This is a genomic window from Rhodococcus sp. H36-A4 (assembly GCF_027158005.1).
GTDB lineage: Bacteria > Actinomycetota > Actinomycetes > Mycobacteriales > Mycobacteriaceae > Rhodococcoides.
Genome location: NZ_JAPVLQ010000004.1, coordinates 354950 through 368308, shown reverse-complemented (window position 1 = coordinate 368308; position 13359 = coordinate 354950). Strand labels below are relative to the sequence as shown.

Annotated in this window: 12 protein-coding genes; 6 read left to right on the top strand and 6 right to left on the bottom strand. The window is 63.5% G+C overall.

Annotation, left to right across the window (positions count from 1 at the left end; translation table 11 throughout):
- Positions 1–225: 225 nt before the first annotated feature.
- Both O1W68_RS13565 and O1W68_RS13560 read left to right on the top strand, forming a co-directional pair.
- Positions 226–1578 (top strand): hypothetical protein, encoded by a 1353-nt coding sequence (locus O1W68_RS13565; RefSeq protein ID WP_269304274.1) that lies wholly within the window; start codon positions 226–228, stop codon positions 1576–1578.
- An 85-nt stretch (positions 1579–1663) separates the two neighbouring features.
- Entirely contained in the window at positions 1664–2878 is a 1215-nt protein-coding gene (locus tag O1W68_RS13560; RefSeq protein WP_269304272.1) for a cation:proton antiporter, read from the top strand.
- Here O1W68_RS13560 and O1W68_RS13555 read toward each other — a convergent pair.
- The 3 genes from O1W68_RS13555 to O1W68_RS13545 form a co-directional block, all read right to left on the bottom strand.
- Positions 2866–4197, bottom strand: a complete 1332-nt coding sequence (locus O1W68_RS13555) for a diacylglycerol/lipid kinase family protein (protein ID WP_269304270.1) — start codon at positions 4195–4197, stop codon at positions 2866–2868. The two genes, O1W68_RS13560 and O1W68_RS13555, sit on opposite strands and share 13 nt — an antisense overlap.
- Before the next feature lie 111 nt (positions 4198–4308).
- Positions 4309–5199: a hypothetical protein gene (locus O1W68_RS13550; protein WP_269304553.1), complete on the bottom strand. Its 891-nt coding sequence runs from the start codon at positions 5197–5199 to the stop codon at positions 4309–4311.
- A gap of 98 nt (positions 5200–5297) precedes the next feature.
- On the bottom strand, positions 5298–6701 hold the full coding sequence (locus O1W68_RS13545) for an amidase (RefSeq protein ID WP_269304268.1): 1404 nt from the start codon (positions 6699–6701) through the stop codon (positions 5298–5300).
- A 68-nt stretch (positions 6702–6769) separates the two neighbouring features.
- On the opposite strand from O1W68_RS13545, the gene recO reads away from it, so the two are divergent.
- The 3 genes from recO to O1W68_RS13530 are packed head-to-tail and all read left to right on the top strand — an operon-like array spanning position 6770 to position 8757.
- Positions 6770–7594: a DNA repair protein RecO gene (gene recO / locus O1W68_RS13540; RefSeq protein WP_269304551.1), complete on the top strand. Its 825-nt coding sequence runs from the start codon at positions 6770–6772 to the stop codon at positions 7592–7594.
- On the top strand, positions 7551–8369 hold the full coding sequence (locus O1W68_RS13535; protein ID WP_269304266.1) for an isoprenyl transferase: 819 nt from the start codon (positions 7551–7553) through the stop codon (positions 8367–8369). The genes recO and O1W68_RS13535 overlap by 44 nt, the downstream gene beginning before the upstream one ends.
- Complete coding sequence (locus tag O1W68_RS13530) at positions 8362–8757, top strand: hypothetical protein (RefSeq protein ID WP_269304265.1); 396 nt, start codon at positions 8362–8364, stop codon at positions 8755–8757. Before O1W68_RS13535 ends, O1W68_RS13530 begins: the two co-directional genes overlap by 8 nt.
- A gap of 22 nt (positions 8758–8779) precedes the next feature.
- On the opposite strand, the gene O1W68_RS13525 is transcribed toward O1W68_RS13530, so the two are convergent.
- Together O1W68_RS13525 and O1W68_RS13520 are read right to left on the bottom strand one after the other, a co-directional pair.
- A complete protein-coding gene (locus O1W68_RS13525) occupies positions 8780–9220 on the bottom strand; it encodes a Fur family transcriptional regulator (RefSeq protein ID WP_269304263.1) in 441 nt (146 codons plus the stop codon).
- Between the two features lie 8 nt (positions 9221–9228).
- Positions 9229–9516, bottom strand: a complete 288-nt coding sequence (locus O1W68_RS13520; protein WP_136172813.1) for an ArsR/SmtB family transcription factor — start codon at positions 9514–9516, stop codon at positions 9229–9231.
- A 326-nt stretch (positions 9517–9842) separates the two neighbouring features.
- On the opposite strand from O1W68_RS13520, the gene O1W68_RS13515 reads away from it, so the two are divergent.
- Positions 9843–11228: a glycine--tRNA ligase gene (locus O1W68_RS13515; protein WP_136171884.1), complete on the top strand. Its 1386-nt coding sequence runs from the start codon at positions 9843–9845 to the stop codon at positions 11226–11228.
- Between the two features lie 87 nt (positions 11229–11315).
- On the opposite strand, the gene O1W68_RS13510 is transcribed toward O1W68_RS13515, so the two are convergent.
- Entirely contained in the window at positions 11316–13343 is a 2028-nt protein-coding gene (locus O1W68_RS13510; protein WP_269304259.1) for a TPM domain-containing protein, read from the bottom strand.
- Positions 13344–13359 lie beyond the last annotated feature (16 nt).

Genomic DNA, 13359 nt, shown 5'->3' with positions numbered 1-13359 from the left:
TCTCACTTAGACGGCCGCCACCAGGGCAGGACCGCTTCCTGATCAGTTGGCTCCGACCCTAGAACTTCACCGTCCCACGTGTGGGCGGACCGGAGGCGGATACCGCTTCTCGAAGAAGAATGTCACCCGATACGAATGATGCAGTTGGGCCCGGAGCCGCGCAAGGTCATCGATGAGGGAGCAGTTGCTTGGCCCTGATTGTGCCCACCGGAGAAGAGGCCGAACATGGATTCACCAGGCTCCGAACAACCACTCAGCGCGACTGAGCGGGGGGAGCTGGACAGTTTGCGGCGAGAGTTGGCCGAACTGCGCGAGGAGCGCACACCGACCGCAGTACCTCGAACCCGCGCCGGGCATTCGACAGTGCGCTGGATCGCAGCGATCCTGCTTCTGGTTTTGGTCGCAGTTCTGGGCTTCTCCGCAGTACTTGCCCGGTATGCGCGCAGCGAGATTCTCGATGCCGACCGTTATGTCGAGACGGTGACGCCGCTGGGTTCGAATCCGGTGCTGCAAGGTGAGCTGGCAGATCAAATCACGAACGAGATCATGACGCGTCTCGATGTCGAGTCGATCACCGCCGAAGCCTTGACCTCGATCACCGAGAACGCGCCCCGCGTGCCACCCGCGGTTGTCGGTCTCGCCCCGGTCATCGCGGACCAGGCCGAGTCGTTCGTGCACAAGACGGTGGACTCTCTGGTGTCCTCCGACGAATTCGAAATACTGTGGATTCAGGCCAACCGAGAGGCGCATCAAGCTCTGACGGCCGTGCTGACCGGCAACACCCGAGCGGCCGTCGTGGTCAGCGACGAAGGCACGGTGAGCATCTCGCTCACCCCGATCATCGACAAGGTGCGCGCCAAGCTGACCGAGCGTGGCTTCGCGTTCGCGGACAAGATACCGTCGATCGACAAGTCCTTCGTACTGTTCCAGGCACCCGACCTGGTCAAGGCGCAACGCGCAACATCGTTGCTGGACAAAGCATCCGGGGTGCTTCCATGGTTGACCTTGCTCGCAGCGGTTGGCGCGGTATGGGCTAGCCCGAAGGGCATGCGCCGACGGGCAGGTGCGCTCGTCGGAGTCAGCCTCGCTGTGGCCATGGCGCTGCTCGCCGTCGCGATCAGCATCGGTCGGTCGCTGTATCTCGATGCGATCCCCGCCGATGTGTTGTCCCCGCAAGCCGCTACGGTACTGATCGACACTGTCCTGGTGCCGCTCAGGACGACCCTGCGCGCGGTATTCGTGCTTGCGGTGGTGATCGCAATCGTCGGATATCTCACCGGTTCATCAGGATCGGCAGTGGCGGTTCGCTCCGCCTACGGCAAAGGCGTCGATGCGATCAGGGGTCGTGCAGGCGGACGGGCACCGAATCGGTTCGAGTCCGTGGTCGCGCAGTTGCGACTCCCTCTTCGTGCGGGAATCGTCGCGATCGCGGTGATGACACTGGTGTTCTGGAGGTACCCCTCCGGTGCTGTCGTGGCAGTGACAGTGCTCGTTGCCGTCGCAGCTCTGCTGGTAGTGGAACTGATTGCGCGGCCAGCGCTCGATGAGATTGCGCCGGACGACGCCCGATCGACATGATGCGGAACCTCCTCGAGGGCAGCGCGTTCGGGACGATATTTCCGGACGCTACCGAATGTTCGAGACAGTTCGCAGAGGTGCGGCCATGACATGGGCGGTGCCCGCCATCGCCGGTCTGCTGATTGCGTTCGCCGCGATCTCGGGACGCATCGACGGAACTCCGATCACTGCGCCGATCGTCTTCACCGTCGGAGGCTTAGCGCTGGGTGTAGCAGGGTCCGATTTGATCGAACTGGACTACGCCGGTGAAGCGGTCAAACTTCTCGCCGAACTGACGCTCGGGTTGGTGTTGTTCGTCGACGCCTCGCGCATCGATTTCGCCGCTCTGCGGCGCCAGCTTGCGCTACCTGTCCGACTGCTCGCGCTCGGGCTTCCAGGGACGATCGCGCTCGGAATTGTTGCCGCACTTGTAATTTTCGACGAGTTCTCGCTGCCGGAAGCGATTCTGCTCGCCGTGATTCTGGCCCCCACTGATGCCGCGCTTGGGAAGGCGGTCGTGACTCTGCCGTCGCTACCGACGATGGTCCGTCAAGGTCTCAACGTCGAGAGCGGGCTGAACGACGGCATCTGCGTGCCGATCTTCTTGGTCGTGCTTGCGATTGCCCACACGGAGACCGGAACGATCGGAGGTGGTGCCGCCGCCGTCCTGGTTCTCGAGCAGATCGGCTACGGTGTCGCCGCCGGCATCGTTGCTGGGGTCGTTGCGGGAACTGTGCTCGTCCTAGCCGGACGTAGAAACTCGATAGACCCGTTCTGGGTTCAGATCGTCCCGGTAGCGGCTGCTGCACTCGCCTATACCGCGGCCGTCGGAGTCGGTGGCTCCGGGTTCATCGCAGCATTCGTCGGAGGGCTGGCGTTCGGAGTCATCCGCAGGCGGGCCGGCGGCGACGTGTCATACCTGATCGAGGAATTCGGGGATCTTTCCAGCGCAGTGACATTCATCGTCTACGGTGCTGTCTTGCTCGGGCCCGCACTCGGTAGTCTGTCGTGGGCCGTACTCGGGTACGCCGTGGTGAGCCTCACCGTTGTCCGCATGCTGCCCGTCGCAGGGGCAATGATCGGTCTACACGCCCGGGCGCCGACCGTTGGGTTCGTCGGGTGGTTCGGGCCGCGTGGTCTCGCTACTATCGTCTTCGTCATCCTCATCGTCGAAGAACCTCACGAATTGCCCCACGAGAGTCTTCTACTGACCACCGCGGTGATCACGATCGGGCTTTCCGTTGTGGCCCATGGACTTACTGCGGCCCCGCTCGCCGGGCGATACTCGAGGTGGTATCGATCGTCCTCTCAGCGCACGTGACCGACTCGCTGCGGCGCAGCGAGTCGGAAGAGTCGAACCCAGTCCATCGCCGGTGTGGGCGGGCGAACTCCGGGACGAACCCGCGGTACGCGGACGCGGAGAGCGCGCGGGGTGATGGTGCAGCGCACCGGGGTCCCGAGCATGAGAGCCTCACCGTCGACTCCGACCGGAATCATCGGTTCGTCCGCGTCGACGGTGATATCGCCCGAGAGATGTTGAGTCAGTCCGTGTCGATGTGTACGGCGGAGGAGTCCAACGGCTTGACGTGCACTGCTCACCGAGATCGTCACCACGCCGAGAAGGCCGTGGTCCAATCGCGCCCGATGTCCGAGGCCGACCAAATCGTGAGTTCGATACGGTCCATTGCTCACCAGTACGGCTTGCGGTCCTTCGATCTCGAGATCGCCGAGGTGGGCGATCAATCGAGCACCGTCGTGGCCCGCGATCACGTCCGGCAGCATCTGCAGGATCGTTCCGGTTTTCGCGTCGCGGTACGCGGGGCTCTGCACTACCTGCGCATAGGCACCGAAGGAGGCGTTGTTGACGAAAGTTCGCCCGTCGATGGTGCCGAGGTCGACACGCAGCTCGACGCCATCGGACAGCGCGTCCAGACATCGGCCCGGGTCGGTGAGGTCCAACCCGAGATCCGACGCAAAGTGATTGCGAGTTCCAGCACTGATCACCAAGAACGGAAGGTCGTACTCGGCGGCGACACCGGCAACGAGAGCTTGAGTCCCGTCACCGCCGGCCACCCCGAGCAGGTCTGCGCCCCGCTCCACAGCTTTCCTGGCCACAGTTTCGACGTCGACTGTGTCCGGTCCTTCGAGTAGCACCACCTCCGCACCCAGGGCCTCGGCTCGCTTCTTCAGATCGAATCGTCCTACCTTCCCGCCACCCGATCGCGGATTCATGATCAGGAACGGGCTTTGCGGAATCGACGCAGCGTGCTCGGGCGTCGGCGCATCCTTGGTAGCGCCACCGAGGGCGGCCCGGGCGGACAGTGCGGCAAGTGCGGCAAGTCCGAGAGCTAGTATCGCCACCCACAACAGCTGCGCGCGAACAAGGTAGACGACGACCACGATCGGCGCGAGAACCGCGATGGTCAGCGAAATCCATCGGAACACACCTCGACTCGTGAGGAACCAGAACAAAGTCGCGACCCCGACGACGAGGGCAGAGACGGTCACCGCGAACAACGCCAGCGTCCGTGCGCCTGCGAACACGACGAGCACGGCCACCGCGCCGATCACCGCGCCGAATGCAGCCCGGGCCGACCAGCGCTGTCTGACGGAAGAGCGTTGTTCGTAGTGAAGACTCATAACGACACCTCAGTGATCAGCGTGCTTCTACATCGACCGTGTGCTCGACGCTAATGCCAGGTGCCCGCTGCGCGCGTCGCCCACCATGGGCGAATTTGCCCGCACCTACCTTCACGGATCGCCCGGGGTCGAGCGATCGGTGGACTCGGGAACCAGCGCGGGTTCCGGACCACGAAGAACCCGGCCGATCGGTCCTTCGTCGAGGGCAAGAGCTTTGGTGACAGCAGCGGCACCGACGATGATGACGGAATATCCGAACAGCCAGCTGATCGAAGTGAATACCAGACCCCACTGGCCGAATTGTGCTTCTGCTGTCTCGGTGATTCGGGGGAGGACGACGCGTCCTCCGGCGCGAAAAGCAGTGAGCCCCGCCGCGGTGAGAGCACCGGTCGCCCACAGCACTCGGCCGGATACCCAGCCTCCTGTGAGCAGATGCGGGGTGAGTACCCACACGAACAGCCATACGGCGAACTCCACCAAGAGTGCCAGGGGTCTGCCGACGAACCTGAGCTCGGCAACCGAGCGGGCGATTCCGAGCAGCGGTACCGACATGGCGACTATGAACAGGACCACCATCCACCGCCAGGCATGATTCAGACCGCTCGGCGGCATGTTCCAGATTTTCCCGTAGATCCGGGTGAGGGTGCGAGCGAACGAGGTGCCGCTGATGACGATCATCAACAGCCCCACTACGCCGAAGGTCGCAAACGACGGATCCGTCGCCTGGAGTCCACCACTTCCGCCGGGCCCCGAGGCAGGATTGAATCCGAACTGATCGTCTATTCCGTGGGCTACCAGGTCCCAACCGGAGAACATCGTGGCGGCAATGATAACGGGGAGAACCGACGTGAAGATCTTGGCGGCGAGCGTCATTGCACGATCGAAGAGTTCGATTGCCACGATCTCTTCGATCACCCGCCGAAACGTCCTGCCTGGTGAGGTTCTCTCGAACCAGCCATCTGCTTCGGTTCGCGCGTGGCGAGCCTCCCGGGCCAGAACCACGGACAATTTTGTCGGCCTCACCCCGTCGACTCAACTCCGGTTGGGTGGGTGTGTCTTCGTCCGTGGCAGATGAAGTGGGAGTAGGTCGACGGTGCCGCTCACCACCACTGTTCGGGTCGCTCGAGGTGCCATTGCAGCACGTTCTCCAGTTGTGCGGCAACGGAGACCAGCAGCGGTTCCGAGGATTCGTGGCCCATCAATTGCAGACCGATCGGCAGGCCGTTCGTGGTGAAGCCGGCCGGGATGTTCACACTCGGCCATCCAAGAACGTTCCACGGCCAGGTGTAGGGACAGTGTTCGGTGATGATGCGGTCGGTCTCGCTGTTGGTTTTGTCGTCGATTGCTTCGATCAGCGGCGGTGGAGTAGCCGTCGTCGGAGCCAGCACGATGTCGTATTCGTCGAATATTCGGCCGATACGACGCCGGATCCGCGGTTCCGCGGCGCGCGCTGCGCGCAGCGGGGCGCCGGAGAGGGCGCGCCCGTGTTTTGCGTTGGCGCGGGTCCGCGGATCGGCCAGCGACGCATCCGGGAGCTGATCGAGCCAGGCTGCCACTCCGGCCAGTGAACGGGGAAGGAAATTGAGCCCCAACGTAATTCCGTATTTCGGATCGTCAACGACGACGTGATGGCCCAATGACCGCAGCACCGCTGCCATCTCGTAGGCCGCCGCCGAGATCTCGGGGTCCAGTTTCGAGGGTGTCGGAATGAACGGCTTGCGCAGGCTCAGCGCGATCCTGAGCGGGCCTGGATTGCGACCGACCGCGTCCGAGACCTGCAACGGAGCGGGCTTGTGCACATCGCCGTCGTGACTACCCGAGACGATATCGAGCAGAAGTGCCGCATCAGCGACGGTCCGCGCCAGCGGGCCGATGACGGTGATGCCGTTGAAGGCCTCGGGCTGGGGCCACGTCGAGATGCGTTCACGCTGCGGTTTGATTCCGACGAGATTGGTCCACGACGCCGGAATGCGCACCGAGCCCGCACCATCGGAACCCAGCGCAGCCGAGACCAATTCGGCGGCAACCGCCGCCGAACTCCCGCCGGACGAACCGCCGGGCGTGTGCGTGCGACTCCAGGGATTTCGAGTGTGCCCGAACGCGCTTCCACCGGTGAGCGGCCACTGTCCGAGTTCTGGACTATTCGTTTTACCGACGATGACGGCACCGGCGTCGCGAAGTCTGCGCACCACCTCCGAATCGACGGTTGCCCGCGGGAACTCCCCGGCACATCCGAAGGCCGTCGGTTCACCAGTGACATCCACGTCGTCCTTGACCGCGATCGGCACGCCCAGCAGGGGAGCAGTGTGCCCTGTTGCACGTAGTCGATCGGCCTCCGAGGCCTCCCGCAGTGCGGCGTCACGTCGCACGATGCGGAACGCATTGAGAGATGGCTGACTCTTCTCGATCCGGTCCAGCGACTCGGTGACGGCCTGAACTGATGTGATGCGGCCTGCTGCGAGTGCTGCGGCCTGTTCGACGAGGGTCGCGCGAGAAAAGTCCACGCTGGCACAGTATCGAACCTGCGCGAGGGAGATGGGAAGCGCCGGACCAGCGTGGGAGTATGGAGGACGTGAGGCTCTATCGGGACAACGCAGTCGTGCTGCGCCAGCACAAGCTGGGCGAGGCCGATCGGATTGTCACGCTCCTGACCCGAGACAACGGAATCGTCCGTGCGGTGGCGAAAGGCGTGCGGCGCACCACCTCGAAGTTCGGTGCTCGCCTGGAACCGTTTGCACACATCGACGTGCAACTTCATCCCGGTCGTAACCTCGACATCATCACCCAGGTCCACACGGTCAATGCCTTCGGTGGAGACATCGTCTCGGACTACGGTTGCTACACCACCGCGTGCGCGGTGTTGGAGACCGCCGAGCGTCTCGCAGGCGAGGAGCACGCGCCAGCGAGGCGTCTGCATCAACTGACGGTCGGAGCCCTGCGTGCACTCAGTGACAGGGCGCGGCCACCGGAACTGATCCTCGACGCCTTCCTGCTGCGTGCAATGGGGTACGCCGGGTGGGCGCCGTCGTTGACCGAGTGCGCCCGGTGCGCCGCTCCCGGCCCACATCGGGCGTTCCATGTCGCGGCCGGCGGCTCCGTCTGCGTTCACTGCAGGCCGCCCGGGGCGGCGACCCCGATGGCCGGTGTACTCGACCTGATGATTGCCCTCGAGCGTGGTGAGTGGGTCTACACCGAGACGACGTCGGCTGTCGTGCGTAGTCAGACGAGTGGCCTAGTTGCCGCACATCTGCAATGGCATCTCGAGCGTCAGTTGCGGACGTTGCCCCTGATCGAACGATCGAAGCCGCATCAGGCCGAGGCTGAGTCGGTCCGAATATCCACCGTCGGGCAGGATGAAGATCGTGATTCGACGACGCGAACCGCGTACCCGGCCTGACGAGGAGATCGCTGTACGCCCACCGGACCCGCACTCGTCGGGCGCCCGGCCGCCGATCCTGCAACCCGAGTTGATCCCACAACATGTCGCGTTGGTCATGGACGGCAACGGTCGGTGGGCGCAGGACCGAGGCCTGCCGCGTACCGCGGGACACGAGCGCGGCGAGGCCGTGCTCATGGATACGGTCAGTGGCTGCATCGACATCGGCGTGAAATGGCTCTCGGCCTATGCGTTCTCGACGGAGAACTGGAAGCGTAGTCCCGACGAGGTGAAATTCCTGATGGGATTCAACCGCGACGTCATTCGGCGTCGGCGCGACGAAATGAACGAGATGGGCGTTCGTGTTCGGTGGGCCGGCCGTCGACCTCGTCTGTGGCGCAGTGTGATCAAGGAGCTCGAGGTCGCCGAGGAGTTGACGAAGCACAACACCGTCATGACGCTGACGATGTGTGTCAACTATGGCGGACGGGCCGAAATCGCCGACGCGACAAAGGAAATAGCGCGGCTGGTCGCACAGGGAAAACTCGATCCGGAGAAGATCACCGAAGCGACCGTCGCGAAGTATCTCGACGAGCCCGACATGCCCGACGTCGACCTGTTTCTGCGGCCGTCCGGTGAGCAGCGCACTTCCAACTTCCTGCTGTGGCAATCGGCCTACGCGGAGTTCGTCTTTCAAAAGAAGCTGTTCCCGGACTTCGACCGCCGGGATCTGTGGGCGGCATGTGTCGAATTCGCTTCCAGAGACCGCAGATTCGGTGGAGTCAAGTATGAGTGAACAGTTGTCCCTGCAATCCCGCGCCCAGATTGCGCTTACCCAGTTCGCTACCGTCACAGTGGCAGACGAGGGGTCGCTGGGGTTCGACTACGCGGGTGCCTTGTGCTCGTTGCGTTCGCTCGTGCTGTCGCCGGGCCTCGAAGTGCTTTCTCTGACCGCGGTTCTGGCGTGGGATCGCCCGGTGAAGGCCTCGCTGCACAAGAAGGTCGCAGACCGAAACGCCGAGTCGCAGTTCGGCTCGATCTCGGTCAATGTCAACGGAAAGATGGCCGACGTACTGCTGCGGTACACGTTCCCGGCCAGCGGCCTCGACGACGAACCGCTGATGACGATGCTGGTTCTCGTGCTCGCAGGCGTCGAGAAGGCACGGGTAGGGCTCTTGCCCTGAGGCTTACTTGTGAAGGGCTGAGCTAGGAATTGGCTCGGCATTCGCTGCAGGTGCCGAAAATTTCGACCGTGTGGCTGACCTCGCTGAACCCGTTGTCCTCGGCGACATCCTGCGACCATTTCTCTACGTCTACGCCCTCGACCTCCACGGTGTAGCCACAGAGCCGGCATACCAGATGGTGGTGGTGCCCGGACGAGCATCGCCGGTACACCGATTCGCCGGTGTCGAGGCGAAGAACGTCCACGGTGCCTGCGTCGGCGAGGGTCTGCAACGTGCGGTAGACGGTGGTGAGGCCGATGCCTTCTCCGCGCTTGCGGAGTTCGTCGTGCAGATCCTGAGCGGATCGGAACTCCTCGATGCTGTCCAGCAGGTCGGAGATCGCGCTCCGCTGTTTGGTGGCCCGCACTCCGGCAACGACGGGCTTTCGGGGACGGGCAGTATCGGTCGACGAACTGTCGGTCATGGGTGTTTTCAGCCTTCCTCGGCATGTGCGACGGCGTCGACGACGATGTGAGACAGATGGTCGTCGACGAGACGGTAGAGAACTTCGCGGCCGTTGCGCTCACCGCGGACGACTCCAGCAGCCTTGAGAACGCGCAGGTGCTGGCTGATCAACGGTTGGGTGACGCCGAGGGCGCCGACCAGCTCGTGTACGCAGCGCTCCGATTCGCGTAGTTGAAGCACGATCGCGATACGTACCGGTGCAGCGAGAGCGCGCAGGATGTCGCCTGCGGCTGCGAGGGTTTCCTTCGGCGGAATCGGTGCCGGGGGAGAAGATGCGAACGGGTCGTGGGAATGGTCGTCGAGAGCCTGAGATGGGGAATCGTCGGCAGCATCACCGCTCCGGTGTGACGGGTTCGTCTCTATCGTTGCCAAGAGGATCTCCCTACGTTTCGAACGTCTTTCGTCGGTGTCAGGCCCACGCACTTGGTGTTAATGCAAATCACTTCCATTTTGATATGCAGGAGTATGCATGTCAAACCAAATGGGGACCGTTCGGAGATACGCCGCCCGACCGATAGGCTGGCGCGAGGCCAAGCGCCTGCAACGACCCCCTCGAACACCGAAGATGGAGAGCTCCGCCAGTGGCACCCAAGTCCAAAGTCGACACCGTCGCCAACCTCGCCAAGCGTCGAGGTCTCGTATACCCCTGCGGCGAGATCTACGGCGGTACCAAGTCTGCCTGGGACTACGGCCCGCTGGGCGTCGAGCTCAAAGAGAACATCAAGAAGCAGTGGTGGCGAAACATGGTCACCAGCCGCGAAGACACCGTCGGCCTCGACTCTTCGGTAATTCTGCCGCGTCAGGTCTGGGAAGCGTCGGGTCACGTCGAGACTTTCAGTGACCCGCTCGTCGAATCGCTGATCACCCACAAGCGCTACCGCGCCGATCACCTTCTCGAAGCGTACGAGGAGAAGCACGGGCATCCACCGGAGAACGGCCTCGCCGATATCCGCGATCCCGAGACCGGCGACCCGGGCCAGTGGACCGAACCGCGCGCGTTTTCGGGCCTGCTCAAGACGTTCCTCGGGCCGGTCGATAACGAGGAAGGGCTGCACTACCTGCGGCCCGAGACCGCTCAGGGCATCTTCGTGAACTTCGCGAACGTGCTGACGACCTCGCGCAAAAAGCCACCGTTCGGCATCGGCCAGATCGGCAAGAGTTTCCGCAACGAAATCACCCCCGGAAACTTCATCTTCCGCACTCGCGAGTTCGAGCAGATGGAGATGGAATTCTTCGTCAAGCCCGGCGAGGACGAGGAGTGGCACGAGTACTGGATCGACTACCGGATGAAGTGGTACACCGACCTCGGTATCGATCCGGAGAACCTGCGCCTGTACGAGCATGCCAAGGAGAAGCTCTCGCACTACTCCAAGCGCACCGTCGACATCGAGTACCGCTTCGGCTTCCAGGGAAGCGCCTGGGGCGAGCTCGAGGGCGTTGCCAACCGCACCGACTACGACCTCTCGGTGCACTCGAAGGTATCCGGCCAGGACTTGAGCTACTACGAGCAGGCAACCGACACCCGCTACACGCCGTACGTCATCGAGCCGGCGGCCGGTCTGACTCGTTCCCTGATGGCGTTCCTCGTCGACGCGTACTCCGAGGACGAGGCACCCAACGCCAAGGGCGGCGTCGACAAGCGCGTCGTACTCAAGCTCGACCGCCGCCTCGCGCCGGTCAAGGTTGCCGTTCTGCCGCTCTCGCGTAATGCCGATCTGACGCCGAAGGCGAAGGATCTGGCACAGCAATTGCGTCAGTACTGGAACGTGGAATTCGACGACGCCGGAGCCATCGGCCGTCGATACCGTCGCCAGGACGAGATCGGTACGCCGTTCTGCATCACCGTCGACTTCGACACCCTCGACGACCACGCCGTCACCATCCGCGAGCGCGACACGATGGCGCAGGAGCGGGTCGCTCTCGATCAGGTCGAGGGCTACCTCGCGCAGCGGTTGCTCGGAGCCTAGAACGCCAGAGTCGAGGTGACCGAACGTCGTGTTCGGTCACCTCGACACAGGTTCGAACTTCTTCACCGACCGGATGCGCACACCGGCCTAGAACCGGCCGCCGCCTCCACCGAAACCGCCGCCGCCACCTCCGCCGCCCCCGAAGCCTCCGCCCCCGCCGAAGCCACCTCCACCGAAACCGCCGCCACCGCCGCGTAGGACGCTGTTGATGAGGATTCCGCCGAGGACCGCGCCGGCGACATTTCCCCCGCCACCGCCGCCGCGTGGGCGATTGCGATCCTCCCAGTCTCGGACGTCGGCCTGCGCGCTCTGAGATGCCTGCGTGGCCAATTGTGCTGCGGCCTGAGCATGCTGGAGCGCCTTCGCCGGGTCCGAGGATTCCAGCTGGCGAGAAGCCTCGAAATGACGTTCCGACTCGGCGAGGCGGGTTCGCGCTTCGGCTCCGACGCCGCCGCGTCTGGTCGATATGTAGTCCTTGGCGGCGGTGATCTGCGACTGAGCTCCGCCGATGTCACGCGCGAGTCGGGCGCGCAGAAGCTCCTCCTGCTCCTTCACCTCGGTTGCGTCTTCGATCGTTGCATCCAGTTGTTGATCCGCAGCAACCAGTTGGTTGTAGCTTCCGAGCGGATCCGACGCCTGCGACGCCTCGGCGTTGCGCAGTGCCTGTTCGGCCGCTGCGCGCGCCTTGTCCAAATCGGGCCCACCGTGCCGACTGAGCGTTGCGGCATCGGCGATGTCTTTACGCACCTCTTCGATGGCGGCCGGAAGAGTCGCTATCGCATTGCGGATATCGCTCTGCGCGTGGTCGACTGCGTCGAGCAATGCCCGTGCCTGTTCGGCTGCTTTTTCTGCGGTTCGGACGGCAGAGACCAGTTCGCCCTGTTTGCCCGCGGGTCGTGCAGCTGCCTCTCGGCCGACGGCGATGTTCGACTCGGCGAGTTCGATTGCCTCGCGAGCCATATCGACGTTGGCTTCGATCGATGCGAGCGCAGCCGGCGCAAATTCGGTGCGCAATTGTTCGAGAATCTGCTGCGATTCTGGGATTCGGACGGTCAAGCCGACAACGGTCTGAGTCAGCGAATCCAACGTCGAACCGGCGTTGATGAGCAGATCTCGCATCGATTCGAATTCCGCTACGCGAGAGTCGAGTTCGTGATCGGCTCGGCCGCACGAGGAAATGATATGAATGAGCATGGAGCGTCGTTGATCCGGCGTTTCCGGAATGGCGTCGTCGAGACGCTGCCGCATTTCGAACGCGGAAGCGAGTGCTTTTTTTGCTTCCTCGTATGCACTGATGAAGGGTGCTGCAGTTCGATCGCCGAACTCCGATCGCGCGATGGTCAACTCTTCCTCGCTTGCGCGCACGGCGTTGTCCGTCTCCACGAGCATCGAATGGGCGCGAGCATCGAGTACATCGAGCGGAAGCGCGCTGAGTGCCGCAGTATCGGTCGGATCGATGGTGTGCGCTGCTTCGATGCTCGCCTTGTGTAGCTTCTTTTTTCGCCGAGAGGAGTAGGCGACGGCTCCGCCGCCGGCGACGAGTACTGCGCCCGCACCGATCAGCCACGGTGTACCGGACCCGTCCGAGCCGGAGGAGGTGTAGGCCTCGTCGAGGCTTCCTGCAGTGGAGATGGCCGCACCGGACCAATCTCGCTGTGCCAACGCCGGCTCGATCTGATCGACGCGGATCGACTCTTGCTCCGCCGCGGTGATCTCCGTCAAGGACTTGTCGACGCCGAGGTAGTACGCCCGGCCGTCCGTCGCCACTGCAAGAAGTACGTCGCGCTGTCCGAAATCGCTCGCGGTGTACGTCTGTTCTGCCCAGCTCTCGGAGGACAAGTTGTCGAAATCGGAGACGAAAGTAACCCAGAGCCGGATACGGCTGTTGTCGTAGAGATCGTCGATCGCGGCCTGAATATCTCCGGTGCTCTGCTCGTCGAGCACCTGCACTTCGTCGGTGATCTGCGTGTCGAGGCGCGACGGAGGCTCGGCCGAGGCGGTCCCCGCGGCGCCGAACAAAGCGGTGAATCCCAGGACGGTGGTGAGTGCGCTGTATGCGAGAACTCTCCGGACCGCAACGAAAGCGGGCCGGTGCTCTGCCTGATCGACTGCCATAGGTACCGAACTTACC

Coding starts and splice junctions, on each gene's coding strand:
- O1W68_RS13525 (WP_269304263.1), bottom strand. CDS start 9,220: ATGACCGACAGTTCGTCGACCGATACTGCCCGTCCCCGAAAGCCCGTC.
- O1W68_RS13565 (WP_269304274.1), top strand. CDS start 226: ATGGATTCACCAGGCTCCGAACAACCACTCAGCGCGACTGAGCGGGGG.
- O1W68_RS13535 (WP_269304266.1), top strand. CDS start 7,551: ATGAAGATCGTGATTCGACGACGCGAACCGCGTACCCGGCCTGACGAG.
- O1W68_RS13560 (WP_269304272.1), top strand. CDS start 1,664: ATGACATGGGCGGTGCCCGCCATCGCCGGTCTGCTGATTGCGTTCGCC.
- O1W68_RS13530 (WP_269304265.1), top strand. CDS start 8,362: ATGAGTGAACAGTTGTCCCTGCAATCCCGCGCCCAGATTGCGCTTACC.
- O1W68_RS13555 (WP_269304270.1), bottom strand. CDS start 4,197: ATGAGTCTTCACTACGAACAACGCTCTTCCGTCAGACAGCGCTGGTCG.
- O1W68_RS13510 (WP_269304259.1), bottom strand. CDS start 13,343: ATGGCAGTCGATCAGGCAGAGCACCGGCCCGCTTTCGTTGCGGTCCGG.